This window comes from Oceaniglobus ichthyenteri, assembly GCF_003057885.1.
In the GTDB taxonomy this organism is placed as follows: domain Bacteria; phylum Pseudomonadota; class Alphaproteobacteria; order Rhodobacterales; family Rhodobacteraceae; genus Oceaniglobus; species Oceaniglobus ichthyenteri.
In genome coordinates this window covers 93,546-117,253 of record NZ_QAGK01000008.1, presented here as the reverse complement: position 1 = coordinate 117,253, position 23,708 = coordinate 93,546, and the positions used below count along the sequence as shown (strand labels likewise).

Here is a 23,708-nt window from a genome sequence, read left to right as displayed (position 1 = left end):
CCAGCGTGGACATTTAGTGGGCCTCGGCCCAATTCGCCCCATGCCCCGCTTCGGCGGTCAGTTTCACATCCAGATGCACGGCGGGCGCAGCCGCGCCTTCCATCACATCGCGGGCGACGCCGATCAAATCGTCAACTGCGCCCTCTTCCACCTCGAACAGCAATTCATCATGCACCTGTAACAGCATTTTGGCCGGCAGGCCGGAGATGGCGCCGGGCATCCGCACCATGGCGCGGCGAATCACATCGGCGGCTGTGCCTTGGATCGGCGCGTTGATCGCGGCGCGTTTGGCAAATCCGGCACCGGGACCGCGCGCGTTGATCTCGGGCGTGTTGATCTTGCGACCGAACAGGGTTTGCACATATCCATGCTCTTTGGCAAAGGCGATTGTGGCATCCATATAGGTGCGAATACCGGGGAACCGTTCGAAATACCGGTCGATGAACCCCTGCGCCTCGGCCCGCGGAATCCGTAGGTTGCGCGCCAGGCCAAAGCCAGAAATCCCGTATATCACACCAAAATTGATCGCCTTGGCCTGTCGACGAATCGCCGGGTCCATTCCCTCAAGCGGGACGCCGAACATTTCCGAGGCAGTCATTGCGTGAATGTCATGTCCATCGCGAAACGCTTGTTTCAGCGCATCAATTTCGGCGATATGCGCCAAAATCCGCAATTCGATCTGGGAATAGTCCAGACTTACCAGTCTTTTCCCCTTGGGCGCGACGAATGCTTCGCGAATACGCCGCCCTTCCTCGGAGCGCACCGGGATATTTTGCAAATTCGGATCGGTCGAGGCCAAGCGCCCGGTGTTTGCCCCGGCGATGGAGTATGACGTATGCACCCGCCCGGTATCGGGGTTGATATGGGTTTGCAGCGCGTCGGTATAGGTGCTTTTCAGCTTGCTCAGCTGTCGCCAATCGAGCACGCGACCGGGCAAATCATGTTCGGTCGCCAGCTCTTCCAACACGTCAACACCGGTGGCATAGGCCCCGGTTTTACCCTTTTTGCCACCGGGCAATTCCAGTTCGTCAAACAGGATTTCGCCCAACTGTTTTGGTGACCCCACGTTGAACGACCGCCCGGCCATTTCGTGAATTTCCGCCTCAAGCCCCGCCATTTTCTGGGAAAACGCGTTCGACATCCGCGAGAGCGTGTCGCGATCCACCTCAATCCCGTGCATTTCCATTTCGGCCAAGACCGGCACCAGGGGGCGTTCCAGGGTTTCATAAACGGTTGTGACGCGGGCGCGGTGCAATTGCGGTTTGAACAATTGCCACAGGCGCAGGGTGATATCGGCATCTTCGGCGGCGTATTTCACCGCATCCGCCAATGGCACCTTGTCAAAGGTAATCGCCGATTTGCCACTGCCCAACAAGGATTTGATCGGCACCGGCGTATGGCCCAAATACCGTTCAGATAGGCCATCCATACCGTGATTATGCAGCCCCGCATGCATCGCATAGGACATCAGCATCGTATCATCAATCGGCGCGATATTGATCCCATAGCGCGCCAGGATCTTGGCGTCGTATTTCATATTCTGGCCGATTTTCATCACTGCCGGATCTTCGAGCAGCGGTTTCAAAAGGGCCAAAGCGGGTTCCAACTCCATCTGTCCGTCGGCCAGAGCATCCGAGCCGAACAAATCATCTGTCGCCGCCGCCCGGTGGGCCAAGGGCAGATAACACGCCTCACCCGGTTCCACACACAGCGAAACACCCACCAGATCGGCGCGCATTTCGTCCAATCCAGTGGTTTCCGTATCTACGGCCACCCAACCGCGCGCGCGCGCCTTGGCAATCCAGGCCTCAAGACCGGCGGCATCGGACACCTGAGTATAGGTCGCCTGATCAAACGGCACGGTTTCGGGGGCGTCGGGCACGGGCGGGGTATCATCGATTTTCGGCGCTTTCGCACCCAAGGCATCGGCCACACGTTTGCTGATCGTGCGAAACTCCATCTCTGACAGAAAGCCCAGCAAATCATCGACAACCGGCGCTTTCACCTCAAGCGAGCCGAGGGTGTAATCCAGCTCCATCTCGCAATCGAGCTGTACCAGACGCCGCGACAGGCGAATCTGATCGGCGTGATCAATCAGGGTTTGGCGGCGCTTGGGCTGTTTGATTTCACTCGCCCGGTCCAACAATGTATCAAGATCGCCAAATTCATTGATCAACAGCGCCGCAGTTTTAATGCCGATCCCCGGCGCACCGGGCACGTTATCAACCGAATCGCCGGCCAATGCCTGTACATCGACCACCCGTTCGGGGCCGACGCCGAATTTGGCAATCACCCCCTCGGCATCGATGCGGGCGTTTTTCATCGCGTCAAACATTTCAACGCCGCCGCCCACCAGTTGCATCAAATCCTTGTCGGAACTGATGATCGTCACCCGCCCGCCCGCCTCGCGCGCACGGCACGCCAAGGTGGCGATGATATCATCGGCCTCAAACCCTTCCTGTTCAAGACAGGCGATGTTGAAGGCGCGGGTGGCGTCGCGGGTCAGCGGGATCTGCGGGCGCAGATCTTCGGGCATCGCTTCGCGGTTGGCTTTGTACAGATCGTACATATCATTGCGAAACGTGTGGCTACCTTTGTCAAACACCACCGCGGCATGGGTGGGCGCATCGGGGCCGCGATTGTCTTCGATCATCTTCCATATCATGTTGACAAAGCCCGACACCGCGCCAACCGGCAAACCATCGGATTTACGCGTCAGCGGCGGCAGCGCGTGATAGGCCCGGAAAATAAAGGCCGATCCATCCACCAGGCTCAGATGATGCCCCTTGCCAAACGTGTCAGCCATTCCGCCCCCTTAACCCAAAAGGTCAGTCTAAAATCAGCCCCAAAGGGTCAGTCCGAAATTGATTCCCGCAGGATCAGTGATCGTCATCACCGGCGAAAATATACCGCTTGTCGCAGTATCCACATTCAACCCAACCGGGATCGAGCGGGATCTGCAGCCAGACCCGGGGATGGCCCAACGCCCCCTCGCCCCCATCACAGGCCACCCGGCGGCTGTAAACGGTTTCTACTTCTGGCGCTTCGTGGCTCATCGCATATCCCTTTGCGGCTGAATTCGCTGGTGGCATTCTAACGATCCGCCCATCCCCGACAAGGGCAGAACAGGGCGGTGGCGCGCACCATCCCCCACACGCGCCAAACAAGATATGGTGTGGCGCGCCGCGCGCGCCTCCGTTTGGTCAGGCCTTTGCCAACAACGGGCCAAGCGGGCGACCGGCCAGAATGTGCAGGTGGTAATGGGGCACCTCTTGCAATCCATTCACCCCGGCATTGCTGATCGTGCGGTATCCTGCGCCGCCCTCGCCGGGCTGTACGCCCAGATCGGCACAGATTCGCCCGGCGGTGCGCATGAAATCAACCAATTCGGCCTCGCTCGCTTCAAGCGCAAAATGATCGTGACACACATAGGCCCCCTTGGGAATCACCAACACATGTTCGGGCGCCTGGGGGTGAAGATCACGAAACGCCAGAGTGTGGTCGGTTTCCATCACCGTATTGTTCGGAATTTCCCCACGCAGAATTTTAGCAAAGATATTCTGATCGTCATACACATAGGCCATGCGTCACCCCCTTGAATTTCAGTCTTCAAACAGACCCTTGGTTTGGGCAATCTGCATCGCCTTGTCCATGGGAATGGATAAAAAAGCCGCCAAAGCTGCGGCATTTTCGGCGGCTGTCGCAGTTTCCGGCATGATCTGAAAATTCTCGAACCCCGCATCGCGCAACAGATCGCTTTCGTGATTCACGTCGGCACGGATCGTGCGCAGCAACGTGTTGATGGTGCCCTGCGGCGTGCGTTCCCCCGCCAGACCGACCCGTTTCGCGTGGCCAAGCAGATAGGCATCGGAAAACGCACATTCGATCTCGATCAGGCGGGTCGTCGAGCGGTCGTTCTGAAAATCACGCAACAAATCCAGATTATCGGGATCAAGGCAAATGATCAGCCGGTCCGATCCGTAATAATCAAACAGCATCCGCATCAGGGCCCGGCGGTGACGGGTGCGTTTTTCCAGCGTTTGCTGGATCCCGCCCAAATCGGGTAGCTGCGCATCCTGTTCATCGAACAGATAATCAATGGCAGGAATCCGCGCCACATCACTGATCCGCTTCAACAGCCGTTTGCCGACGTGCCACTTTTTGCACACCACGATCAATAATTCGCGTTCCCGCCCCAGGGTCGATTCGGTTTCCCAGAACCGCGGCGCAAACCTGCGCCCCTGTCGGCCCCGCCCGGTGAGAAATCTGAACAGGCTGCGGCCTTCATTGCTGATTTCGAATGTCACATCTTTTGCCGTGTAAAGATCGGCCAATTGCTGTTTCAGCTGCGTCGCCTCTGGGCTGATCTTGCGGGCAAACAGATAATCCTGCGCCAACAGCAGATGATAATGATCGTTGTAAAACACCGTCGGCATCCCGTAATCGGAAAACACCAGAAATGTCAGGGTGCGCGATCTGATCTGTGTTTCCGGCACCAGATGGCGCACGATCGTTTGAAAAAACGTCTCATCGGGAATCCATGTCGTGCGGAAAAACCGCATCACATCGGGGCGTTGCCTGCAAAACTCTAACACCGCCTCAACGGTGCGGCGGCGCAAACACCACCATTGCGACCCGATCATCATCTGCAAATCACTTGGAACGTCGCGTTTCAGGCCCAGCCGCTTTTGCATTTCGTAAGATGTGTAGAACCACCATCTGTGGGTGCGTTCATTAAAGAAATGGCGATAGATCAGGCGCTCTTCCTTGAACCCGGTCTTGATCCAATCACTTTCAAAATAATCCACGCTTTCGATAAAATCGGCATCGTCATCATCCAGATACCGGTGCGCGTATTCGGCCGATTTGATTGCCATGCAATCGCCCGACAGCATGTAAAAATGCGTCGCACGCGGAAACGCATCCACCGCCGCCTGCACCGCATATAATGTTGCCTGCACCAGGCTCCACGCGCCCCAGCCACATTTGATGCGCTTTTTGGCGAACACCACCTTCGGGTTATCCTTCAACGCGTCATAAATCCGCTGATAATCCGGCGCGGCGGCGCGGGCATCGAAATGAATCGCCATGAAATCACCCGCAGCGGTCAGGCGGCGCGCCTGCTGGATAACGGCATCCGGGTCTTTGTGACACAGAAGAAGGAAGGCGATTCTTGCCATTGGGAAAACGATACACTCGGTTTGGTTGTGATTGTTTTAACCGCTTCGCGCCAAAAGTCAGGGGGGCGGTGCGCAAGCGGCGGATTTTTCTGTGCTTTTGCGCGCGTTTGCCACATAAATCCCCAAAAGCAAGGAGGCAGATCAGCCATGGGGTTTCCTGGAACCTGGATGACCGAAAGTGAAACGATGGTGTATCGCGTGGTGCCCAAATGCGCCTGTTCGACCATCGGGCAGATCATGTATTACAGCGATCATGGCGCATTTTTCGACGGTGACATCCACGATGCCCAGACCGGGCTGCACAAATGGGCGTTTGAAGACAGCAAACCGATCATCACCAAAGCGGTGAAAACCCACAGCGCGCCCACCTTCACCTGTGTGCGCAACCCCTATACCCGCATTCTGTCGTCATTCTTTGACAAGATTTGCGGCATTCAACGCAATGGCAAACGCTATCGCGGCAATCTGGTGCCGCTGCTCGTTGCGAAATACGGAATCGAGGTCGGCGGAGATGAGGGCCAGGACGAATTTGATCAGATCAAATCCTTTCGCCGGTTTTTGTTGTTTGTGCGTGACACGGTGCGCTGGCGCAAACCAATGGATCCCGACATCCATTGGTCGGCCATGTCGGGCCATATTTCCACGATTATCGTAAACGGTGGCCGCTATGATCAAATTTTCTGGACCGAGCGGTTTAATGACGGCATGCAATCGGTGCTGGATACCGTTCAAACACCGCACCCCGTATCCCTGACCGATATCCCCCGGTTCAACGAATCCGAAGGCCACGGGCCAAAACGCGCCCACCCGGTCGAAGATTATTTCGACGATCTGTCGATGCACCTGATGTATGAAATCTATAAGGCAGATTTCCAACTGTTCCGGTACGATTTCGAAAATCCGGCCAACAAGATGCCAACCGGCGCGATTGATCTGGAAGAAGTGCACGCCAAACTGGGCGATTGATGCAGCGGGTTGGCTGCATCAAAAGATCAGCTTAGCCGCCCACACGTTGGGCGCGCACGCCCGCATTGTCGACAAGGGTGTTTTCATCCATGACCGTCAGAACAAACGGCGTATTGTTGGCCACCGTCTGCGACGGCTCGCCCGGTATGCTGAATGTCGTCATCCCGTTGGGCGTGACCAATACCTGGCCTGGCCCTTGTTCCTTGGCGGTGAAGGTGCCTTCGCTGGTGATGGTCTGACGCACGGGATAGCCCTGCATCATCACATCAATCGTGCTGAGATACGAATACGTGCCATCGCGCCGATAAGTAGTGCGCGAATTGGCGGTGCCAGGCCCGACATTTGGAATCTGAATTTGCTGCGGATCGTTTTGCCAGGTGCCGGCCAGATAGGCCACGGCATCAAATTTTGGTTTGGGGGGCGTCGAGGCCAGGATCGGCGCCAGATCGGCCACCTTTATGGCTTCTTCCCAATCTTGCATGCCTTCGGTCCAAACCAGAGATGTACGCACCAATTCGCCGCTGGCGACCTTTGCCTTCAACTGTTCAGCGTTGAATGGCCCGGCCTGCTGACCGTTGATCACCACGAAATATGCAATGGGTTTGGCGGGCGTCACCGGCGGCGGTACAGGGGGCGGCGTCGTCGAACCGGGAATCCGTGGCGGTGTGGCCGCCCCCGGATTTGGTTCAGGTACAGACGCACCTTCGCCGCCGCCGCCGATGCCTACTCCGTCCGCCGGGCGCGAAATCTGCGCGCTCAGCGGCCCTGCGAAAATACCTGTCACCATCAGTGCGGTGATCAAATGGCGAACTTTGCTCAGAACAGTCATTCCTCACTCCAATCCCATTAAATATGGATTCAGAGTACCGCGAACTGGGCATTTCGCAATGAAATTTACATGACAAATGAGGTTAGGTCAGGCCCGCCTGTGCCATCAACGCGGTCAAGTCCGCCTCGGGGCGCGCACCGATATGGCTGATCACTTCGCCCGCGGCAATGCATCCCGCGCGGCCGCAATCGCGCGGAGAATGCCCCGAGGTCAGCGCCCAGAGGAATGCAGCGGCAAACAGATCACCGGCCCCTGTGGCATCGACAATCTGCACCTTGGTGGCGGGCACATGCCAATGCTGCCCCTCGGCCATGATATGGGCGCCATTTTCGCTGTCGGTGCAGGCGACCATCGCAACCTCGCCCGCCGCCGTGGCCAGGGCCGCCTCAAAATCATCGGTTTCATACATCGAAAGAATCTCGGCGCGGTTGCAAAACAACAGATCCACATGGGAATCGATCATTTCCCGGAACGCGGCACGGTGGCGTTCCACGCAAAACGGATCACTCAGGGTCAGCGACACCTTGCCACCCGCGCCCTTGCACGCGGCAATCGCCTTGGCAAAGGCGGCGTGACTTTCCGGCCCATCAAACCGATAACCTTCGAGATAAATCCACTCGGCATCGGCCATCTGCGATTCGTCGATATCATCGGGGGTCAAAAACTCGGTCACGCCCAGATAGGTGTTCATCGACCGTTCGCCATCGGGCGTGACCAACACGATACAGCGCCCGGTTTCATCGGTTGCATCGGCCCCCGCCAAAGCGGTTTCATAAATCACGCCCTGGGCGCGCAGATCATGGGCAAAGATCGCGCCCAACTGATCATCCCTTACCTTGCCCACATAGGCGGTGCGCCCGCCCAGATGCGCCATTCCGGCAATCGTATTGGCCGCCGATCCGCCGCTGATTTCCTGTGCCGGGCCGATTTTGGAATAGAGCTCAACACCGCGCGCCATATCGGTCAACTGCATGATGCCCTTTTCCACGCCGTTTTCGGCCAGAAACCCATCATCGCAAGATGCCAGAACATCCACCATCGCATTGCCAATGCCGACAACCTGAAACGTTTTCATTCGGTCTTTTCCTCATATGCGCATAAATCATTGATCAGACAGGCCGCGCATTTCGGTTTGCGCGCCAAACAAACATAGCGCCCATGCAGGATCATCCAGTGGTGGGCATGAAGTTGAAACGGCGCAGGAATATTATCCTCAATTGCGCGCTCAACCACATCCACGTTGCGCCCCGGCGCGATGCCGCTGCGATTGCCCAACCGATAGATATGAGTATCCACCGCCTGTGCCGGCATCCCGAACCACATGTTCAACACCACATTGGCGGTCTTGCGCCCCACTCCGGGCAAAGATTGCAGCGCGGCGCGCGAACTGGGCACCTCACCGCCAAACTCATCCACCAAAAGGCGGCTCATCTTGATCACATTCTTGGCCTTGTTGCGAAACAGGCCAATGGTTTTGATATGTGCGATCACGCCCTCTTCGCCCAGATCCAACATCGCCTGGGGCGTATCGGCCACCGCGAACAACCCGCGCGTCGCCTTGTTGACCCCGGCATCGGTGGCCTGCGCGCTCAGCGCAACCGCGACCACCAGGGTGAACAGGTTCACATGGTCCAATTCGCCCTTTGGCTCGGGCTCGGCGGCGTGAAACCGTGAAAAAATCTCGTGAATCACCGGATATGAAAGCTGTTTTGCCATGCCCCCTAATGCCCTTTGGGCCTATCTGGGGCAAGCCCCGGCTTTTTCTTGCTAAAAATATCCAATTCCGCCCGGTCCCCATGCATTGCCGCATGATTCGGATCGCCCCTTGGGCATCATCGGCCTAAGCTGTTTTCACAACGAAAGGCCCGATATGACAGACCCCGAACACAGCTATTACTGGCCGCTGATGCGCCGCGCGATTGACCGGCTTGACGGCGAAGACGGTGGAACCCTCACGCTTGAGGATATCGCGCGCGAAATGAACCTGTCGCCGGCGCATTTTCAGCGGGTATTTTCCCGCTGGGCCGGCATTTCGCCGAAACGGTTTCAACAATTCCTGCGCCTTGGCCATGCCAAAACCCTGCTGCGCGACCGGTTTACGACGCTGGAAACCGCACAATCCGTCGGTCTGTCGGGCAATTCCCGCCTGCATGATATGTTCATAAAATGGGAGGCGATGAGCCCCGGAGATTTCGCCCGTCACGGTGCGGGCCTGACGATTTCCTGGGGCTGGTTTGATTCGCCCTTTGGCCCGGCCTTGGTGATGGGCACGACCAAGGGCATTTGTGGCATCGGCTTTGCCGCCGAAACCGGGCGTGATGCCGCGATGCTTGACCTGACCCGCCGCTGGCCCAAGGCCACGTTTACCGAAAATTCCGCCATGCTGCGCCCTTGGGCCTTGTCGGCCTTTGGCGCCGCGCCAAACCGCGACGCGACGCCGCTTTTTGTCATTGGCGCACCATTTCAATTAAAGGTGTGGGAGGCGTTGGTTGCAATCCCGACCGGGCATGTCACCACCTATGGCGAAATCGCCAGCGCCATCGGCAGCCCAAAAGCGGTGCGCGCTGTGGGGACTGCCGTGGGGCGCAATCCGATCAGCCTGCTGATCCCCTGCCACCGCGCCCTGCGCAAATCCGGGGGTTTGGGGGGCTATCACTGGGGGTTGCCGGTAAAACGCGCGATCCTGGCGCGGGAATCGGCCCAAACCGGGCTGTAACAGCGAAATATTCGCGGCGATGATCCGCCTATGGCAGAATTCCCCGTGCGAAGAGGAACCCGATCCCCTATATAACGCGTTGGAGATGTGTATAATTTCGAGCGAGGATTCAATGCCCACATCAAGATTCGCCATAATGACTGCCAGCATCGGCGTGCTGGCCCTGACCGCCTGTACCGATCCGATGACGGGTGACCCGAACCGCACCCGCAGTGGGGCGTTGACAGGTGCCGCGATCGGCGCGGTTTTGGGCGGCACCCGCGAAAGCGGCAGTGACCGTCTGAAAAACGCTGCCATCGGTGCAGCCCTGGGTGCCGGTGCCGGTGCCATTGTCGGTAACATCCTTGACAAACAGGCCGCAGAATTGCGCAACGATTTTGGCAACGGCCAGATCGAAGTCGTAAACCGCGGCAACGATCTGTTGGTGCGGATGCCACAGGACATCCTGTTCGCTACCGATAGCGCCACCGTATCGTCGGGCCTGCGCGGCGATCTGGGCGTTCTGGCTGCAAACCTCAACCGCTATCCCAACTCGGTTGTCGAAGTGCAGGGTCACACCGATAACACCGGTGCGTCGTCCTATAACCTGAACTTGTCACAACGCCGGGCACAGTCGGTCACATCGATCCTGTCAAGCCAGGGTGTTTCATCATCGCGCCTGCGCGCCATTGGCATGGGCGAAGACAGCCCGGTGTCGTCAAACCTCACCGCTGAGGGACGGGCACAGAACCGTCGGGTCGATATCATCATTCGTCCGACCAACTGATCTTGCGATCCAACGTGTGACAAAGGCCGGGGCATGTCCCGGCCTTTTGCTTGTCTGCGCCCCAAGGTGGTCATATGATTTGACCAATCCCATAGGGCCACGCCATGCCGTTTGAAAAAATACAGCCTGAAAAACTATCCCATGCGGTTGTACGTCAGATCGAATTATTAATTCTGCGCGGCATCCTGCACCCCGGCGAACGGCTTCCGTCTGAACGGGATCTGGCCGAAAAACTGGGGGTTTCGCGCCCGTCCCTGCGCGAGGCACTGGCGCAACTGCAACAACAGGGGCTGATTGCCAGCCGGGCCAGTGCCGGGATTTTCGTGTCGCAAGATCTTAGCGCCACCTTTCCCCCCGCTTTGGCCCGCCTGTTTCATTCCCACCCCGAAGCGGTGTTTGATTATCTCGCCTTTCGTCGCGATATTGAAGGGCTGGCCGCCGAACGCGCGGCACGGCTGGGCACCGATACCGACCTGCGGCTGATCGATTCCACCCTGACCAAAATGGAAGCCGCCCACGCCCAGGCCCACTCCGAAACCGAGGCACAGCTTGACGCCGCCTTTCACCTTGCCATCATCGAGGCGAGCCATAACACCGTGATGCTGCATATGATGCGCTCCATGTCTGACCTTCTGCGCCAGGGCGTGTTTTACAACCGGCAGGTCATGTTCAAACAGCGCACGACCCGCGAAATGCTGCTTGATCAACACCGTGCCATTCACGCGGCCCTGATGGCGCGCGCCCCGTCTGCCGCGCGCGATGCAATGGAAACCCATATTGATTTCATCGCCACGGCCCTGTCCAATCAGATCAAGGCCGAACAAAACGAATCCGTGGCCCGGCAGCGCCTGAAACACGAACAAACGCCCTGAAACACTTCAGAGCACCGCCAGATCGGCAGACATAAAAAGGCCCGGCGCTTTGCAGCCCGGGCCAATTTTCATTCCATCGCTTTTGGATCAGTGCAGTTTCGCCTGAACCGTTTCAATCGAACTGTCGATCAAAGCGGCAGCGCGGGCGCTGTCCATATCCTTGGCCAACACATCGGCCGCTGCGGCAACGGCCACCTGAATGGCACGGTCTCGCACTTCTTTCACCGCGTCAGCCTGGGCTGACTCAATCTGCTCTTCAGCGGCTTTCAACCGGCGCTGAATCGCATGTTCCAGATCGGCGCGGGCTTTGGTCGCGGCGGATTCCGCCTCGTCCTTGGCGGCGGCGACGATCCTGTCGGCCTGTTCCTTGACCTCGTTCTGCTTGCGCTCATACGAGGCAAGCAGGGTCTGCGCCTCTTCGCGCAGGGTGCGGGCTTCGCTCAGGTTGGCCTGAATGCCCTCGGCGCGTTTGTCCAGCATCGACATGATCGTGCGCGGCACTTTGAAATATACCAAAATGCCGATGAACAGAATGAACGCAATCGACACAACGAAATCGCTGTTGCCAAGGCTGAAGAACGGCCCCGACGCGGCCAATGCCGGGCTGGCCAAGGTGGCCGCGCCCAAGGTGAGTGTGAGTTTTTTCATCGCGCTCACCCTTTCAGCCGGTTTTGAACGGCGCTGTCGATGGCCGCTTTTTCAGAGGAACCACCCAAGGCGCTTACAATCGCCTCGGCCGTATCCTTGGCCACGGCTTCGATGCTTTCCATCGCGCCTGCCCGAATTTCGTTTATCGCCTTTTCCGACTCGGCGGATTTGGCGGCAATTTCGGCGTCGGCCTTTTCAATCGCCACATCAAGATCCGCCTGAATATCGGCCTTGGCCGCGGCGACAATCTTGTTTGCTTCGGCACGGGCATCGGCCAGCGCCTTGTCATAGGCTTTTTCAGCCCCGACCGCCCTCAGCTTCAACTCTTCCGCCGCGGCGATGTCGTTGGTGATCGTGCCCTGACGTTCGGCCAGAACCGACCCGATGCGCGGCAAAGCGATGCGCGACAGAATATAATAGATCGCAAACAATGCTACGACCAACCAGAAAATCTGGTTTGGGAATGTGGAGAAATCCAGCTGCGGCATGCCCGCTTCTATTTCTTCTCCAACTGTTTCGGTCGCCATCACGTCCCCCTCAAAACCTTAAAATTCACACCGGGCGGGGGCGTGCCCCCACCCGGCCGTAAGGATTAAGCTGGCTTAGACAGCGAACATCAACAGAAGGGCAACGAGGAACGAGAAGATCCCCAGAGCTTCTGCAAATGCGATGCCGATGAACAAGGTCGCGGTCTGAGCGGCAGCAGCCGACGGGTTGCGCAATGCGCCTGCCAGGAAATTGGCAGCAACGTTGCCCACACCCAGTGCAGCCAGGCCGGAACCGATGGCGGCCAGGCCTGCGCCGATGAACTGACCCATTTGTGCGATATCGCCTTCCATGTCTTCTCTCCTTACGATGGAATTTTCGTGTTGATCGTATGTCGGGCCGTTTGGCCCGGCGTTGCGTGCAACGAAACAGGTTCGTTGTTTGTTAATTAGTGTGACGGGTGCAATGCATCCTTGAGATACACACAGGTCAGGATGGTGAACACATAGGCCTGTACGGCGGCCACCACGACCTCAAGTGCGTAAATCCCGACCATGCCCAAGATCGCCAGCGGCGCAATCGCACCGAACACGGCGAAGCCTGCGAAAACCTTGATAACGGCGTGGCCTGCCAGGATCGCACCGGCCAAACGTACCGAGTGGCTGACCGGACGCACGAAATAAGAAATGAGTTCGATGATTGCCAGAATCGGGCGCAGCACCAAAGGCGCCGAGCTGACCCAGAACAGGCCCAGGAACGCCGTGCCATTCTTGACAAAACCGATAACCGTCACCGAAATGAACACCGCCAAAGCCAGAACCGCGGTCACCGCAATATGGCTGGTGGTGGTAAAGGACATCGGGATCAGGCCCAGAAAGTTGGCGCAAACGATGAACATGAACAAAGTCATGATATACGGGAAATACCGCACGCCTTCTTTGCCGGCGACGTCTTCGACCATTTTATAGACAAAGCCATAGGCCAGCTCGGCAACCGATTGGCCCCGGTCCGGCACAACCGTGCGGCCGCGCGTGGTCAGAACCATCAAAAGCGTCACGGCGACAACGGCCAGGAACAACCAGAATGTCACGTTGGTAATGGTGAACATGCCCACATCGCCATCGCCAAACAATGGCGTGACCTTGAACTGTTCCATCGGCTTGATGCTGATGCCGTTTCCGCCTTCGGCTGCCATGCCTAGTTCCCTTTATCTTCGGCGTCCGGGTCCGTTCCCGCCGCGCTTATCGCTTTATCCTGAAGCTCTTTCGCCGTTCGCATCATCGTTTTGACGCCGGCGGCAAGCCCCAGACCCATAAATACCAGCATGAATATCGGGATGGTGCCAAACAGCACGTCCAACCCGTATCCGATGCCAAAACCGATCCCAAGACCGGCCACAAGTTCGATCACCATTCGCCAGGCCGTATTGGCCATGGAATAATTTTCATCCGCACGTTCCGGCGGGGCGTTTGCCTTTTTCGCGGCGGCGATCCGGTCTTCCAGCGTCTTCAAGCGGGCGGTGTGCGGATCATCCTCCAAGGTGAACTCCCGTTCGGTGGTTGCGCGGACACTAGAAACGCGCGCGCCCCGAGTCAAGCGAATGCGGCAGTGCGGCAAATACCGATAAGATATTGATAACACTATAGATTCCTTGGGGTGGGAAAAACGGCTCTACCGGCCGCACCCGTCAATCCCCCGGATTCAGTCACCGGAGCATATTCAACCAAACGGTTGACGATTGTCTGGCCTGCTGGCACCACAGCACGATGGCCCCCACACTCGACATCATATTCGCCGCCCTTGCAGATCCGACTCGTCGGGCGATCCTGCACATGCTGCTGGAAGATGACATGGCCGTCACCGATGTGGCGCACCCGTTTGAAACATCGCTTGCCGCGATATCAAAGCATCTGGGCGTTCTGGCCGCCGCCGGGTTGATCACCCAGGAAAAGCGCGGCCGTGTAAAATGGTGCAAGCTAGAGCCCGACGCCCTGCGCGATGCCTCAATCTGGATGCAGAGTTTTGGGCAGTTTGAAGCGGTCAATCTGGAAGCGTTCGAGAAATTTCTTGAACAAGAGCTTGCACCGCCCACGATTATCGCCGCGCCGGAAACGAAAAAGGGCGGCGCCTGATCCCAAGCGCCGCCCTTCTTACAAAGATCCAAGTCTTACTTGTTGCCGACACCGCTGCCAGCAGCGGCAGAAGTGGTTGTCGTTGTTGTGGTGCTGCTGCTGCCATCGCCAATTGCGCCGATGATCAGGATACCACCAACCAGCGCGGCCAAAGTACCCGCATTGCCAAGCGAACCAAGCGAGTCACCACGACCGTTAAAGTCGGCGGCGTTACAATCGTAAACTGTCACTTCAACGCGACGGTTCAATTGGTTGGGTCCGGAATCCGCAACCTTGAGCTGGCTCTTGCCGAAACCGGTTACGTTGTTGACGGTGATCGAAGTACCGTTTGTGAGGTAATCATCAACGGTCTGTGCCCGGCGCTTTGACAGGTTCAGGTTGACGGCGGCGCTGCCTACGGCATCGGTGTGCCCGGCCAGATCAACGGTTGTGCCATTGTATTTCGCACGGATCACGTCCAACAAACCCTTGTTGATCGTCGATACTGCTGCGCTGTTGAATTCGAATGGCAACACGATGACACAGCTTTCGGCGGCTGCGGCAGATACCGACATGCCCAGCGCGAATACGCCAGCGGTTGCAGTAGAAATAATGTTCGAAATTTTCATTGGGCCCTCACCAAATTCTCAAGTTGAGACTTGTAAATCATGTTACGCTGAATTCGATAATAGCATAACGGCATCCAAAAGCGGACACCAGTATATTAAATCAATTTCAGCGCGCTCTTGTCCCCTTTTTCTTCAGAAGCATGATAATTGCAAGTGCAGTCAGCGCAAACCCGCCGATAATTTGCAGCTGCGGCATGGTTCCGTGCAAAAACACCTCCCATAGAATCACCCAGCCGGGGGTCAGATAAGTGTATGCCATGACGTTGGATGCCGGCAGGCGCAGCGCCGCATACTGTAACAAAACAAAGGTCGCCGCGCTGGCAAACACTGCGGTATAAACGATGGTGATCCAGACAATCGGCGCCAGATTGCGCCAATCTGTTTGCCAAAGCTGCGGCGCAGCAATCACCAGCAAAACAAGGGTTGCCGCCACCAGCATGCCAAACACAAACACGAATGCCGGTTCACCCCGGTTCAGTTTGCGCACCATCGGAATATAGGCGGCATGGGCCACACAGCCGATGAAATATATCGCCTCGCCACGGCCAATCTCAAGATGCAGTATCGCCGAAACATCGCCGCGAAAGATAACCCACAGCGCCCCGACCGCCCCGATCAACAGGGCCGCGGCGGTCCAGCCATCGGTGATTTGGCGCAACAGTAACCAACCAAATCCGGCCGCCAGAACCGGCGTCAGGGTAAAAACCGCCGATGCCGACACTGGCGGCGCGGTTTTCAGCCCTTCGAACATCAGAACGAAATAAATGGCGAACATGCTGCCCAGAACCACGAATCGCCATGGCGCCCGAAAGGCAGACCGGGAAATTCCCGTGGTGGCGGCGGCAATACCCCCAACCACCGCCGAGGCCAGAACGAATCGCACTGCGGTAAGCGCCAATGGCGAAATTTCATTGGCGGCAAGCGCGCCCAATGAAAACGATCCTGCCACCAGTGCGGAAAACAGCAACATCGCCAGATGCCCCCGCTCTGCCGGGCCCAACCGCGCCCACATCAGGCCGACCACCCCTTGGCCGCATCCTTGAGATAGGTCAGAAAACTCTGCACCTTCATCGTGCGGTGCAGATCGACATGGGTGACAAGCCACAGTTGCGCCGTCCATTCGGGGCGCGGCGCCATGATCTGCACCAGTTCCGGGGTCAGCGCCGCCTCATAACTCGATAAAAACCCGATTCCCGCCCCCGCCTGCATTGCATCCCTGATCACCCGCCCGTCTGACGCGCGATAGGTCAAACAGGCGGGCGGCACGCGGTCAAACAACCATCGGTAAAACGGCGCTTTTGAATCCATATTGTCGGTGACGACAAAACGATGCTGCGCCAGCTCTGAATCATCGCGGGGCACGCCATATTTGCGGGCGTAGCCATTGCTTGCATACAGACCGAATGGATTGGCCAGAAATGGCTGCACCACATTATCGGCCTCGTCGGGGGCCGAACCGGCGCGAATCGCCACATGGGCCTCACCGTATTCCAGACGAAACACACGTTCATCAGTCAGAAACCGCACCACCAGGCCCGGATGTTCGGCCTGAAACCCGGCCAATACCGGGGTCAGCGCACGCGACAGGGTTGCAACCGATGTCACCACCAATTCGCCGGTCACCGATGAGCCCTGACCGCGAATGCGCCCGGCCAGTTGCGTGAACTGATCATCCGTCGCCTGCGCGACCTGCAACAGATCAACGCCCGCCTCGGTCGCGGTGTATCCGCGCGCGTGGCGTTGAAACAGTTTCACGCCCAACTGCGCCTCAAGCGCGTCGATGTGGCGGATCACCGTGGCGTGGTGCACCCCCAACGCATCCGCCGCACCGCTGACCGTGCCCAACCGTGCCACGTGATACGCGGTGCGGATTTCATCCCAAGTGTTGATTGACATACTTTACCGCGCACCCCTGAACCTTCGCCGCACACGAGACGGTATTTTGCCCATCGGTGCAAGGCGCAGTTGCCGCACTGGGGGATAACGCGGCGCATCCCTCACACTGGATCGCGCGACATCACAGCGGCGTTAGCCTTTGTTTCAAAATAATTTTTTCAAGGGGTCGGTATTTCTCTGCAATGAAACATTCGCGGAAATTCCTGTCACGCCTGCCGTGATCCGGTCACCTGAACAGGGCCGAAACCCTTGTTTTGCTGGTCCACATGCCTGTTACGGGCGGTCGAAACTTTGTGATGTGCATTTGCGCACATAGCACCGTTAATTTTCGGCCATTACGTTCGCCACAGCACCCACCTAAATGTTCATCACAGACGGCGACCGGGTCAACAGCCAAACGCCCCCACCGCCATAATGATAACCCACCGGGCCATATGCCCAGTCATGATAGAAAGATAAGACCATGAAACTGAACACATTCATCGCCGCCATCGCCGTTGCCGCCGCCTCTGCCGTGGCGCTTCCTGCTGTTGCACAAAACGTCAACGCCGGTACGGCGCAACTGTCACGCACCCTTGGCGTTGAACCGGGCACCCTGAGCCTGGCACAGTTGGTTCAGCTGGACCAAGCCCGGCGCGAAGGCGGTGTGGCTGGTAACTTCAAGGCCGAACAGATCCTGAAATCAGCCGGACAAGAGCGGTTTTCAACCTCAAGCACTTCCCCCGATGCAACCGGACGTGCCATTCTGTTGGAACGCGCCATTCACGAAGGTGACGATTTCCTGATCGCACAGCTGAGCAAGGACGTGGTGAACAACACTGCCAGCGACCGCGGCTCGGTTTCCCCCGGCAAGGCACAGTTGGCCGCCTTACTGGGTGTTAACCCGGTTGACTATACAACTGCCGAACTGGTCGTAATGCAAACCAAGCGTGACTTTGCAGACAGCTCGAAATAATCAAGGTCTCTTCCGGATTGGGGCGCCCACTGCGGCGCCCCTTTCTTTTGCAAAACCGCAACCTGCCTGCGCCCTTGACTTTGACGGCTCGGGCGCATAACCACCATCCCAACTCCGGGAGTCTGTCGTGTCTTCCGGTCCTTGCCACAGCGCAAGGATCGCCCCCCACCAGCGCGTTGCGCCCGTGGGGGCATATTTCGTTTGGGCCTTCGCCCTTCAAGACCCCAAGGGTTTGCCCCATATGCAAACCATCCGTTTACCGCACGCAAAGGACCGCGCGCCATGTTTGAAAATCTGTCCGAACGCCTGTCCAGCGTCTTTGACCGGCTCAACAAACAGGGCGCCCTGTCGGAAGACGATGTAAAAACCGCCCTGCGCGAAGTGCGCATCGCCCTGCTTGAGGCGGACGTGTCCCTGTCTGTCGCCCGCGATTTCGTGAAGGCGGTACAGGAAAAGGCAACCGGTCAGGCAGTGACAAAATCTGTCACTCCGGGTCAGCAGGTTATCAAGATCGTTCACGATGAACTGGTGCATGTCCTGGCGGGGGATGAGGAAAACCCCGGCAAGCTGAAAATTGACAATCCGCCTGCGCCAATCCTGATGGTTGGCTTGCAAGGGTCGGGCAAAACCACCACCACAGCGAAATTGGCCAAACGTCTGACCGCGCGTGAAGGCAAGCGCGTGCTGATGGCCTCGCTCGATGTGAACCGTCCGGCGGCGATGGAACAACTTGCCGTGCTGGGCGTACAGATCGGCGTTGATACCTTGCCCATCGTGGCAGGCCAGACTCCGGTTCAGATCGCCAAACGCGCCAAAACCCAGGCCGCGATGGGTGGCTATGATGTCTACCTGCTCGACACCGCGGGCCGCCTGTCGATTGACGAGGCCCTGATGGCCGAGGTTGAAGCGGTGCGCGATATCGCCAATCCGCGCGAGACCCTGTTGGTGGTCGATGGCCTGACCGGCCAGGATGCGGTGAATACCGCTGAAAACTTTGACCAACGCATCGGCATATCAGGCGTCGTTCTGACCCGGATGGATGGCGACGGGCGCGGCGGTGCCGCCCTGTCGATGCGCGCGGTCACCGGCAAGCCGATCAAATTCGTCGGCATCGGTGAAAAGCTGGACGCGATCGAAGAATTCCACCCCGAACGTGTGGCGGGTCGGATTCTGGGCATGGGCGATATCGTCTCCCTTGTGGAAAAAGCGCAAGCCACGATCGAGGCCGAACAGGCCGAGCGCATGATGAAACGGTTCCAAAAGGGCCAATTCAACATGAACGATCTGAAGATGCAGCTTGAACAGATGATGAAAATGGGCGGCATGGAAGGCGTGATGGGCATGATGCCCGGCATGGCCAAGATGCAAAAACAGGTATCCGACGCTGGTTTTGACGACAGCGTGCTGAAGCGCCAAATCGCCCTGATCCAATCGATGACGAAAAAAGAGCGCGCCAACCCCGCGTTGTTGCAGGCCAGCCGCAAAAAACGCATCGCCAAAGGCGCCGGCCTTGAGGTGAGCGAGCTGAACAAACTTCTGAAAATGCAGCGCCAGATGGGCGACATGATGAAGAAGATGGGCAAAATGGGCAAAGGCGGCATGTTGAAACAGGCCATGCGCGGCATGTTCGGCGGCAAAGGCATGCCCTCCGAGGCCGAAATTCAAGCCGCCCAGGCGCAAATGGGCAAGGGCGGTGCCTTGCCCCCCGGCATGAATCCCGGCGGTGGCTTTCCGGGCCTTGGCGGCGGCGGGGGCCTGCCCCCCGGTCTTTCCGGCTTTGGCAAGAAGAAATAATCACACTCCGTAAAAAAGCGATCTGTCTTAATACATGCCCGACACACCCTGCCATATTCCGGTGCTTACAACCGACAGGCTGATTCTGCGCGCCCATGTGCGTGCCGATTTTGAACCGATGGCCGAAATGTGGGCCGGGCCGCAGTCTCGTTTCATGGGTGGGCCGCGTGATCGACGCGGTGCCTGGTCGGCCTTTGCCAGCGATTGCGCCGGTTGGGTGTTTGACGGCTTTGGCTGTTGGGCGATTGAAACCCACGACAAAACCTTGGTGGGGCAAATCGGCATCACCCATCCCGATCACTTTCCCGAACCGGAACTGGGTTGGGTGCTTTTGCCCCACGCCATCGGCAAAGGCTTTGCAACCGAAGCCGCCAAAGCCGCCTTGGCCTTTGCCCGTGACGCCCTCAAACTTTCCACGCTGGTCAGCTATATCGCCCCCGAAAACAGCCCATCGCGCAGCCTGGCAGAACGCTTGGGGGCAACTGTCGATCCCAAGGCACCGCTGCCCGCGGGGGAAACCGTGCAAGACACGCTCGTTTATCGCCACAGGTTTGCACTGTGATTTTTCTTGCTCAAAATATCCCCGCCGGAGGCTCCTCAACTTTGCCTAACGCGCACCCTTTGCCCTTGGGCACGGCGGTACAGACACAGATTTCCCACCCCAAAGGCCAAATATGACCGATGATATCACCCGTGCGGCCGACCTGCTGAAAGGTCACCGTGAAAGCATTGATCGCCTGGATGCCATTTTGGTTTACACCCTGGGCGAGCGGTTCAAACACACCCAGGCCGTGGGAAAATTAAAGGCAGAGCACGCCCTGCCCCCGTCCGATCCGGCCCGCGAAGCGATGCAGATCGCGCGCCTCGAAGCTTTGGCGAAAGACAGCGATCTTGACCCGGAATTCGCCAAGAAATTTCTGGCCTTCATCATCCAGGAAGTCATCAAACACCACGAAATCCACCAAACCTAGACCGGGTGCACCCACCCAAACCCCGACATTCAAAGGAGAAAACCAAATGTCCATGAAGATTCGCCTCGCCCGTGGCGGCAGCAAAAAGCGCCCCCATTATTCGATCGTTGCCACCGACAGCCGCATGCCCCGCGATGGCCGTTTTATTGAAAAACTGGGCACCTATAACCCCCTGTTGGCCAAAGACGATGAAAACCGCGTGAAAATGGATGTGGAGCGTGTGCAGTACTGGATGTCGCACGGCGCACTGCCCACCGACCGCGTATCGCGTTTCCTTGAGGCCGCTGGCGTGGTTGAAAAGAAAACCCGCAACAACGCCAAAAAAGGCACCCCCGGCAAGGCCGCCGTGGCCCGCGCCGAAGAAAAAGCCGCCAAGCTGGCCGCGCCTGCAGAGGCCGAATAAGCTCAACGCCCCGCGCCGGATTGGCGCGGGGTGCCGTTTTTCAAAGGACCATGCCCCATGCCCCATGACGATATGATTTGCGTTGGCGCGATCGCCGGTTCGTTTGGCGTCAAGGGTGACATCCGCCTGAAAAGTTTCTGCGCCGATCCGGCGGCCATCGAAGATTACAATCCCCTCACCACCGAAGACGGCAGCCGCAGTTTCGACCTTGGGCTGATCGGACCCAGCAAAAATGGCTTTATCGCCCGGCTGAGCGGTGTGAACGACAAGGAACAGGCCGACGCCCTGCGCGGCACCCGCCTGTTTGCGCCGCGTGACCGGCTGCCAAATCTGCCCGATGATGAATATTATCACGCCGATCTGATTGGCCTGTCGGTATTTGACACCGGTGGCGCGCTGCTTGGTACAGTGCAGACCGTGCAAAACCATGGCGCGGCTGATCTGTTGGAACTGCGAATCAAAGGGCAGGCCGAAACCGTACTGTTGCCATTTACCCTGGCGGTGGTTCCCACGGTTGATCTGGCCGCCAAACGCATGGTTGCCGACCCGCCCGAAGGGCTTTTCCCGTAAACACGGAACACAAGGGCGTTATCTGGCGTTGTCTTTGCAATCACCGTTTGGTTCAGCAAAGGACACCCCATGTTACAGATCATTCTCATTCTCGTCGTTGTGGCCGCTGTGGCGGCCCTGCTTGGTTTTGGCCGCGTTTCCGGCGCCGCGTTGACCGGTGCGAAACTACTGATCGGTTTGGCGCTGATCCTGTTCTTGCTGATGCTGCTGGGTATCATCGCCATCGCCTGAGCAAAGGGGGTTCGGTTCAGCCGCAACTGTGCTAGGGCAAGGCGAATGTTTGTTTATATTGGCCTGCCATGTCTGAACCCCCGTCCAAATCCCACGGCCGCCTGACCATCGCGCCCACCACAACGCCGCGCGTTTTGGGCGGTGAGCCGCCAAAATTGAACAACGCCTGGTGCGCCCGGATCATCACCCTGTTCCCTGAGGTGTTTCCCGGCGTTCTGGGCGCATCGCTGACCGGGAAAGCTTTGCAAGAGGGGTTGTGGCGGTGCGAACCGATTGATTTGCGCGTCTTTGGCGAGGGTAAACATCGCAATGTCGATGACACGCCAGCGGGGGGCGGCGCTGGCATGGTGTTGCGCCCCGATATCCTATCGCGCGCTATCCGACAGGCGCAGCGCGGCGCGCCCGCGGATCGGGGCAAATGGCCGCTGATCTACCTCTCTCCCCGTGGCAAACCCTTTGATCAGGATATGGCACAACGGTTTTCACAGGCCGATGGAATCACCCTGCTTTGTGGCCGTTTTGAGGGCGTGGATGAGCGGGTAATCGAACATTACGATATCGAAGAGGTGTCACTGGGCGATTTTGTCATGACAGGCGGCGAGATTGCCGCTCAGGCCTTGATTGACGCGACAGTGCGGCTTATACCCCGCGTGCTTGGGAATCATGCCTCAACACAGGACGAATCCTTTTCGGATGGCCTGCTGGAGCATCCCCAGTATACGAAACCCGCCCATTGGGAAGGCCGCGCAATCCCCGACATTCTCCTGTCGGGGCACCATGGCAAGATCGAACAATGGCGCCGGGATATGGCCCAACGGCTGACCAAAGAACGCCGCCCTGATCTCTGGCGGGCATATTGTGCAAAACACGGTATGGACCCGGAGGACGACCAAGAGCTCTGAGGGCGCACTCACCAACGGGAACAACCCGTGTATATATAAGGAGCGTCAGATGAATCTGATCGCACAATTGGAGGCCGAACAGGTCGCCGCCCTGGGGGCCGATATCCCCGATTTCAAGGCGGGTGATACCATCCGCGTCGGTTACAAAGTGACCGAAGGCACCCGCACCCGGGTGCAGAACTATGAAGGTGTGTGCATTTCGCGCAAGCACGGCAAAGGCATTGCCGGCACTTTCACCGTTCGCAAGATTTCCTTTGGTGAGGGCGTGGAACGTGTGTTCCCCCTGCATTCCACCAATATCGACAACATTACCGTGATCCGTCGCGGTAAGGTACGTCGCGCGAAACTGTATTATCTGCGTGCCCGTCGCGGCAAATCGGCCCGTATTGCCGAAGTCACCAATTACCGGCCATTGGCTGACAAGAAAGCCTGAGGAGCAGAGCGATGAAAAAAGATACGCATCCCGACTATCACATGATCAACGTCAAGATGACCAATGGCGACGTTGTTCAGATGAAATCGACCTGGGGCAAAGAGGGCGACCAGATGGCGCTCGATATCGATCCATCGGTTCACCCGGCCTGGACCGGCGGCAACACCCGCCTGATGGATACCGGCGGCCGTGTGTCCAAGTTCAAGAAAAAGTACGAAGGTCTGGGTTTCTAAGCCAGAGTTTCGCCAAAGATCAAAGGCCGTTCGCAATCTGCGGGCGGCCTTTTTTCATGCGCGGGGCATCTGCGCCCGCACCAATGGATCGGACAGGTTTCATACCCTGTTGCGCGG

At 58.0% G+C, this 23,708-nt stretch carries 30 protein-coding genes; 15 read left to right on the top strand and 15 right to left on the bottom strand.

Going from position 1 to position 23,708, the window contains the following annotated elements; genetic code table 11:
- Nucleotides 1–13 precede the first annotated feature (13 nt).
- The 4 genes from polA to C8265_RS13160 form a co-directional block, all read right to left on the bottom strand.
- Nucleotides 14–2,806, bottom strand: a complete 2,793-nt coding sequence (gene polA, locus C8265_RS13175; RefSeq protein ID WP_108484475.1) for a DNA polymerase I — start codon at nt 2,804–2,806, stop codon at nt 14–16.
- Nucleotides 2,807–2,879: 73 nt separating this feature from the next.
- Entirely contained in the window at nt 2,880–3,056 is a 177-nt protein-coding gene (locus tag C8265_RS13170; RefSeq protein WP_108484474.1) for a zinc-finger domain-containing protein, read from the bottom strand.
- A gap of 147 nt (nt 3,057–3,203) precedes the next feature.
- On the bottom strand, nt 3,204–3,584 hold the full coding sequence (locus tag C8265_RS13165; RefSeq protein ID WP_108484473.1) for an HIT domain-containing protein: 381 nt from the start codon (nt 3,582–3,584) through the stop codon (nt 3,204–3,206).
- A gap of 18 nt (nt 3,585–3,602) precedes the next feature.
- Entirely contained in the window at nt 3,603–5,180 is a 1,578-nt protein-coding gene (locus C8265_RS13160) for a DUF5928 domain-containing protein (protein ID WP_108484472.1), read from the bottom strand.
- Between the two features lie 147 nt (nt 5,181–5,327).
- On the opposite strand from C8265_RS13160, the gene C8265_RS13155 reads away from it, so the two are divergent.
- Nucleotides 5,328–6,146 (top strand): sulfotransferase family protein, encoded by an 819-nt coding sequence (locus C8265_RS13155; RefSeq protein ID WP_108484471.1) that lies wholly within the window; start codon nt 5,328–5,330, stop codon nt 6,144–6,146.
- 31 nt (nt 6,147–6,177) lie between these two features.
- Here the strand turns inward: C8265_RS13155 and C8265_RS13150 are convergent, their stop codons facing one another.
- From C8265_RS13150 to nth, 3 genes are all read right to left on the bottom strand, one after another.
- Nucleotides 6,178–6,975, bottom strand: a complete 798-nt coding sequence (locus C8265_RS13150) for a DUF4339 domain-containing protein (RefSeq protein ID WP_108484470.1) — start codon at nt 6,973–6,975, stop codon at nt 6,178–6,180.
- 82 nt (nt 6,976–7,057) lie between these two features.
- Nucleotides 7,058–8,050 carry an adenosine kinase gene (locus tag C8265_RS13145; RefSeq protein WP_108484469.1) on the bottom strand — a complete coding sequence of 331 codons (993 nt, stop codon included), beginning with the start codon at nt 8,048–8,050 and terminating at the stop codon, nt 7,058–7,060.
- On the bottom strand, nt 8,047–8,691 hold the full coding sequence (gene nth, locus C8265_RS13140) for an endonuclease III (protein ID WP_108484468.1): 645 nt from the start codon (nt 8,689–8,691) through the stop codon (nt 8,047–8,049). Before nth ends, C8265_RS13145 begins: the two co-directional genes overlap by 4 nt.
- 154 nt (nt 8,692–8,845) lie before the next feature.
- Between nth and C8265_RS13135 the strand changes: the two genes are divergently transcribed.
- The 3 genes from C8265_RS13135 (at nt 8,846) to C8265_RS13125 (ending at nt 11,329) form a co-directional block, all read left to right on the top strand.
- Nucleotides 8,846–9,691: a bifunctional helix-turn-helix domain-containing protein/methylated-DNA--[protein]-cysteine S-methyltransferase gene (locus C8265_RS13135; RefSeq protein ID WP_108484551.1), complete on the top strand. Its 846-nt coding sequence runs from the start codon at nt 8,846–8,848 to the stop codon at nt 9,689–9,691.
- A 136-nt stretch (nt 9,692–9,827) separates the two neighbouring features.
- Complete coding sequence (locus C8265_RS13130; protein ID WP_240611080.1) at nt 9,828–10,457, top strand: YiaD family glycine zipper/OmpA-like lipoprotein; 630 nt, start codon at nt 9,828–9,830, stop codon at nt 10,455–10,457.
- Nucleotides 10,458–10,561: 104 nt separating this feature from the next.
- Nucleotides 10,562–11,329 (top strand): FadR/GntR family transcriptional regulator, encoded by a 768-nt coding sequence (locus tag C8265_RS13125; protein ID WP_108484466.1) that lies wholly within the window; start codon nt 10,562–10,564, stop codon nt 11,327–11,329.
- A gap of 87 nt (nt 11,330–11,416) precedes the next feature.
- Here the strand turns inward: C8265_RS13125 and C8265_RS13120 are convergent, their stop codons facing one another.
- The 5 genes from C8265_RS13120 to C8265_RS13100 all read right to left on the bottom strand — a co-directional run bounded on the left by C8265_RS13120 (nt 11,417) and on the right by C8265_RS13100 (nt 14,002).
- Complete coding sequence (locus tag C8265_RS13120; protein ID WP_108484465.1) at nt 11,417–11,977, bottom strand: F0F1 ATP synthase subunit B; 561 nt, start codon at nt 11,975–11,977, stop codon at nt 11,417–11,419.
- 5 nt (nt 11,978–11,982) lie between these two features.
- Nucleotides 11,983–12,504: a F0F1 ATP synthase subunit B' gene (locus C8265_RS13115; RefSeq protein ID WP_108484464.1), complete on the bottom strand. Its 522-nt coding sequence runs from the start codon at nt 12,502–12,504 to the stop codon at nt 11,983–11,985.
- A gap of 75 nt (nt 12,505–12,579) precedes the next feature.
- Complete coding sequence (locus tag C8265_RS13110; protein ID WP_108484463.1) at nt 12,580–12,816, bottom strand: F0F1 ATP synthase subunit C; 237 nt, start codon at nt 12,814–12,816, stop codon at nt 12,580–12,582.
- 95 nt (nt 12,817–12,911) lie between these two features.
- On the bottom strand, nt 12,912–13,658 hold the full coding sequence (locus C8265_RS13105) for a F0F1 ATP synthase subunit A (protein ID WP_108484462.1): 747 nt from the start codon (nt 13,656–13,658) through the stop codon (nt 12,912–12,914).
- 2 nt (nt 13,659–13,660) lie between these two features.
- The gene (locus tag C8265_RS13100; RefSeq protein WP_240611079.1) at nt 13,661–14,002 is read right to left on the bottom strand and encodes an AtpZ/AtpI family protein; all 342 of its coding nucleotides are present in this window, start codon (nt 14,000–14,002) and stop codon (nt 13,661–13,663) included.
- Between the two features lie 227 nt (nt 14,003–14,229).
- Here C8265_RS13100 and C8265_RS13095 point away from each other — a divergent pair, with 227 nt between their 5' ends.
- A complete protein-coding gene (locus C8265_RS13095) occupies nt 14,230–14,595 on the top strand; it encodes an ArsR/SmtB family transcription factor (protein WP_108484461.1) in 366 nt (121 codons plus the stop codon).
- Nucleotides 14,596–14,630: 35 nt separating this feature from the next.
- On the opposite strand, the gene C8265_RS13090 is transcribed toward C8265_RS13095, so the two are convergent.
- From C8265_RS13090 to C8265_RS13080, 3 genes are all read right to left on the bottom strand, one after another.
- The gene (locus tag C8265_RS13090; protein WP_108484460.1) at nt 14,631–15,203 is read right to left on the bottom strand and encodes an OmpA family protein; all 573 of its coding nucleotides are present in this window, start codon (nt 15,201–15,203) and stop codon (nt 14,631–14,633) included.
- Between the two features lie 106 nt (nt 15,204–15,309).
- Nucleotides 15,310–16,215, bottom strand: a complete 906-nt coding sequence (locus tag C8265_RS13085; RefSeq protein ID WP_108484459.1) for a DMT family transporter — start codon at nt 16,213–16,215, stop codon at nt 15,310–15,312.
- The gene (locus C8265_RS13080) at nt 16,215–17,093 is read right to left on the bottom strand and encodes a LysR family transcriptional regulator (protein WP_108484549.1); all 879 of its coding nucleotides are present in this window, start codon (nt 17,091–17,093) and stop codon (nt 16,215–16,217) included. Before C8265_RS13080 ends, C8265_RS13085 begins: the two co-directional genes overlap by 1 nt.
- A 469-nt stretch (nt 17,094–17,562) precedes the next feature.
- Between C8265_RS13080 and C8265_RS13075 the strand changes: the two genes are divergently transcribed.
- The 10 genes from C8265_RS13075 (at nt 17,563) to rpmE (ending at nt 23,591) form a co-directional block, all read left to right on the top strand.
- A complete protein-coding gene (locus C8265_RS13075; RefSeq protein WP_108484458.1) occupies nt 17,563–18,054 on the top strand; it encodes a hypothetical protein in 492 nt (163 codons plus the stop codon).
- 282 nt (nt 18,055–18,336) lie between these two features.
- Entirely contained in the window at nt 18,337–19,848 is a 1,512-nt protein-coding gene (ffh, locus tag C8265_RS13070) for a signal recognition particle protein (protein ID WP_108484457.1), read from the top strand.
- A 34-nt stretch (nt 19,849–19,882) separates the two neighbouring features.
- The gene (locus tag C8265_RS13065) at nt 19,883–20,410 is read left to right on the top strand and encodes a GNAT family N-acetyltransferase (protein WP_108484456.1); all 528 of its coding nucleotides are present in this window, start codon (nt 19,883–19,885) and stop codon (nt 20,408–20,410) included.
- Nucleotides 20,411–20,522: 112 nt separating this feature from the next.
- Nucleotides 20,523–20,819, top strand: a complete 297-nt coding sequence (locus C8265_RS13060; RefSeq protein WP_108484455.1) for a chorismate mutase — start codon at nt 20,523–20,525, stop codon at nt 20,817–20,819.
- A 46-nt stretch (nt 20,820–20,865) separates the two neighbouring features.
- Nucleotides 20,866–21,222 carry a 30S ribosomal protein S16 gene (gene rpsP, locus C8265_RS13055; protein ID WP_108484454.1) on the top strand — a complete coding sequence of 119 codons (357 nt, stop codon included), beginning with the start codon at nt 20,866–20,868 and terminating at the stop codon, nt 21,220–21,222.
- A 57-nt stretch (nt 21,223–21,279) separates the two neighbouring features.
- A complete protein-coding gene (gene rimM, locus C8265_RS13050) occupies nt 21,280–21,792 on the top strand; it encodes a ribosome maturation factor RimM (protein WP_108484453.1) in 513 nt (170 codons plus the stop codon).
- 69 nt (nt 21,793–21,861) lie between these two features.
- A complete protein-coding gene (locus C8265_RS13045) occupies nt 21,862–22,023 on the top strand; it encodes a DUF1328 family protein (protein ID WP_108484452.1) in 162 nt (53 codons plus the stop codon).
- Nucleotides 22,024–22,091: 68 nt separating this feature from the next.
- Complete coding sequence (trmD, locus tag C8265_RS13040; RefSeq protein WP_108484451.1) at nt 22,092–22,925, top strand: tRNA (guanosine(37)-N1)-methyltransferase TrmD; 834 nt, start codon at nt 22,092–22,094, stop codon at nt 22,923–22,925.
- 49 nt (nt 22,926–22,974) lie between these two features.
- Nucleotides 22,975–23,358, top strand: coding sequence for a 50S ribosomal protein L19 (gene rplS, locus C8265_RS13035; RefSeq protein ID WP_108484450.1), 384 nt, complete (start codon nt 22,975–22,977; stop codon nt 23,356–23,358).
- 11 nt (nt 23,359–23,369) lie between these two features.
- A complete protein-coding gene (gene rpmE, locus C8265_RS13030; RefSeq protein ID WP_108484449.1) occupies nt 23,370–23,591 on the top strand; it encodes a 50S ribosomal protein L31 in 222 nt (73 codons plus the stop codon).
- Nucleotides 23,592–23,708: the final 117 nt, after the last annotated feature.

What these genes read in the sequence shown, in the direction of transcription:
- polA (WP_108484475.1), bottom strand. Translation starts at nt 2,806, where the DNA reads ATGGCTGACACGTTTGGCAAGGGGCATCATCTGAGCCTGGTGGATGGA.
- C8265_RS13170 (WP_108484474.1), bottom strand. Translation starts at nt 3,056, where the DNA reads ATGAGCCACGAAGCGCCAGAAGTAGAAACCGTTTACAGCCGCCGGGTG.
- C8265_RS13165 (WP_108484473.1), bottom strand. Translation starts at nt 3,584, where the DNA reads ATGGCCTATGTGTATGACGATCAGAATATCTTTGCTAAAATTCTGCGT.
- C8265_RS13160 (WP_108484472.1), bottom strand. Translation starts at nt 5,180, where the DNA reads ATGGCAAGAATCGCCTTCCTTCTTCTGTGTCACAAAGACCCGGATGCC.
- C8265_RS13155 (WP_108484471.1), top strand. Translation starts at nt 5,328, where the DNA reads ATGGGGTTTCCTGGAACCTGGATGACCGAAAGTGAAACGATGGTGTAT.
- C8265_RS13150 (WP_108484470.1), bottom strand. Translation starts at nt 6,975, where the DNA reads ATGACTGTTCTGAGCAAAGTTCGCCATTTGATCACCGCACTGATGGTG.
- C8265_RS13145 (WP_108484469.1), bottom strand. Translation starts at nt 8,050, where the DNA reads ATGAAAACGTTTCAGGTTGTCGGCATTGGCAATGCGATGGTGGATGTT.
- nth (WP_108484468.1), bottom strand. Translation starts at nt 8,691, where the DNA reads ATGGCAAAACAGCTTTCATATCCGGTGATTCACGAGATTTTTTCACGG.
- C8265_RS13135 (WP_108484551.1), top strand. Translation starts at nt 8,846, where the DNA reads ATGACAGACCCCGAACACAGCTATTACTGGCCGCTGATGCGCCGCGCG.
- C8265_RS13130 (WP_240611080.1), top strand. Translation starts at nt 9,828, where the DNA reads ATGACTGCCAGCATCGGCGTGCTGGCCCTGACCGCCTGTACCGATCCG.
- C8265_RS13125 (WP_108484466.1), top strand. Translation starts at nt 10,562, where the DNA reads ATGCCGTTTGAAAAAATACAGCCTGAAAAACTATCCCATGCGGTTGTA.
- C8265_RS13120 (WP_108484465.1), bottom strand. Translation starts at nt 11,977, where the DNA reads ATGAAAAAACTCACACTCACCTTGGGCGCGGCCACCTTGGCCAGCCCG.
- C8265_RS13115 (WP_108484464.1), bottom strand. Translation starts at nt 12,504, where the DNA reads ATGGCGACCGAAACAGTTGGAGAAGAAATAGAAGCGGGCATGCCGCAG.
- C8265_RS13110 (WP_108484463.1), bottom strand. Translation starts at nt 12,816, where the DNA reads ATGGAAGGCGATATCGCACAAATGGGTCAGTTCATCGGCGCAGGCCTG.
- C8265_RS13105 (WP_108484462.1), bottom strand. Translation starts at nt 13,658, where the DNA reads ATGGCAGCCGAAGGCGGAAACGGCATCAGCATCAAGCCGATGGAACAG.
- C8265_RS13095 (WP_108484461.1), top strand. Translation starts at nt 14,230, where the DNA reads ATGGCCCCCACACTCGACATCATATTCGCCGCCCTTGCAGATCCGACT.
- C8265_RS13090 (WP_108484460.1), bottom strand. Translation starts at nt 15,203, where the DNA reads ATGAAAATTTCGAACATTATTTCTACTGCAACCGCTGGCGTATTCGCG.
- C8265_RS13085 (WP_108484459.1), bottom strand. Translation starts at nt 16,215, where the DNA reads ATGTGGGCGCGGTTGGGCCCGGCAGAGCGGGGGCATCTGGCGATGTTG.
- C8265_RS13075 (WP_108484458.1), top strand. Translation starts at nt 17,563, where the DNA reads ATGAAACTGAACACATTCATCGCCGCCATCGCCGTTGCCGCCGCCTCT.
- ffh (WP_108484457.1), top strand. Translation starts at nt 18,337, where the DNA reads ATGTTTGAAAATCTGTCCGAACGCCTGTCCAGCGTCTTTGACCGGCTC.
- C8265_RS13065 (WP_108484456.1), top strand. Translation starts at nt 19,883, where the DNA reads ATGCCCGACACACCCTGCCATATTCCGGTGCTTACAACCGACAGGCTG.
- C8265_RS13060 (WP_108484455.1), top strand. Translation starts at nt 20,523, where the DNA reads ATGACCGATGATATCACCCGTGCGGCCGACCTGCTGAAAGGTCACCGT.
- rpsP (WP_108484454.1), top strand. Translation starts at nt 20,866, where the DNA reads ATGTCCATGAAGATTCGCCTCGCCCGTGGCGGCAGCAAAAAGCGCCCC.
- rimM (WP_108484453.1), top strand. Translation starts at nt 21,280, where the DNA reads ATGCCCCATGACGATATGATTTGCGTTGGCGCGATCGCCGGTTCGTTT.
- C8265_RS13045 (WP_108484452.1), top strand. Translation starts at nt 21,862, where the DNA reads ATGTTACAGATCATTCTCATTCTCGTCGTTGTGGCCGCTGTGGCGGCC.
- trmD (WP_108484451.1), top strand. Translation starts at nt 22,092, where the DNA reads ATGTCTGAACCCCCGTCCAAATCCCACGGCCGCCTGACCATCGCGCCC.
- rplS (WP_108484450.1), top strand. Translation starts at nt 22,975, where the DNA reads ATGAATCTGATCGCACAATTGGAGGCCGAACAGGTCGCCGCCCTGGGG.
- rpmE (WP_108484449.1), top strand. Translation starts at nt 23,370, where the DNA reads ATGAAAAAAGATACGCATCCCGACTATCACATGATCAACGTCAAGATG.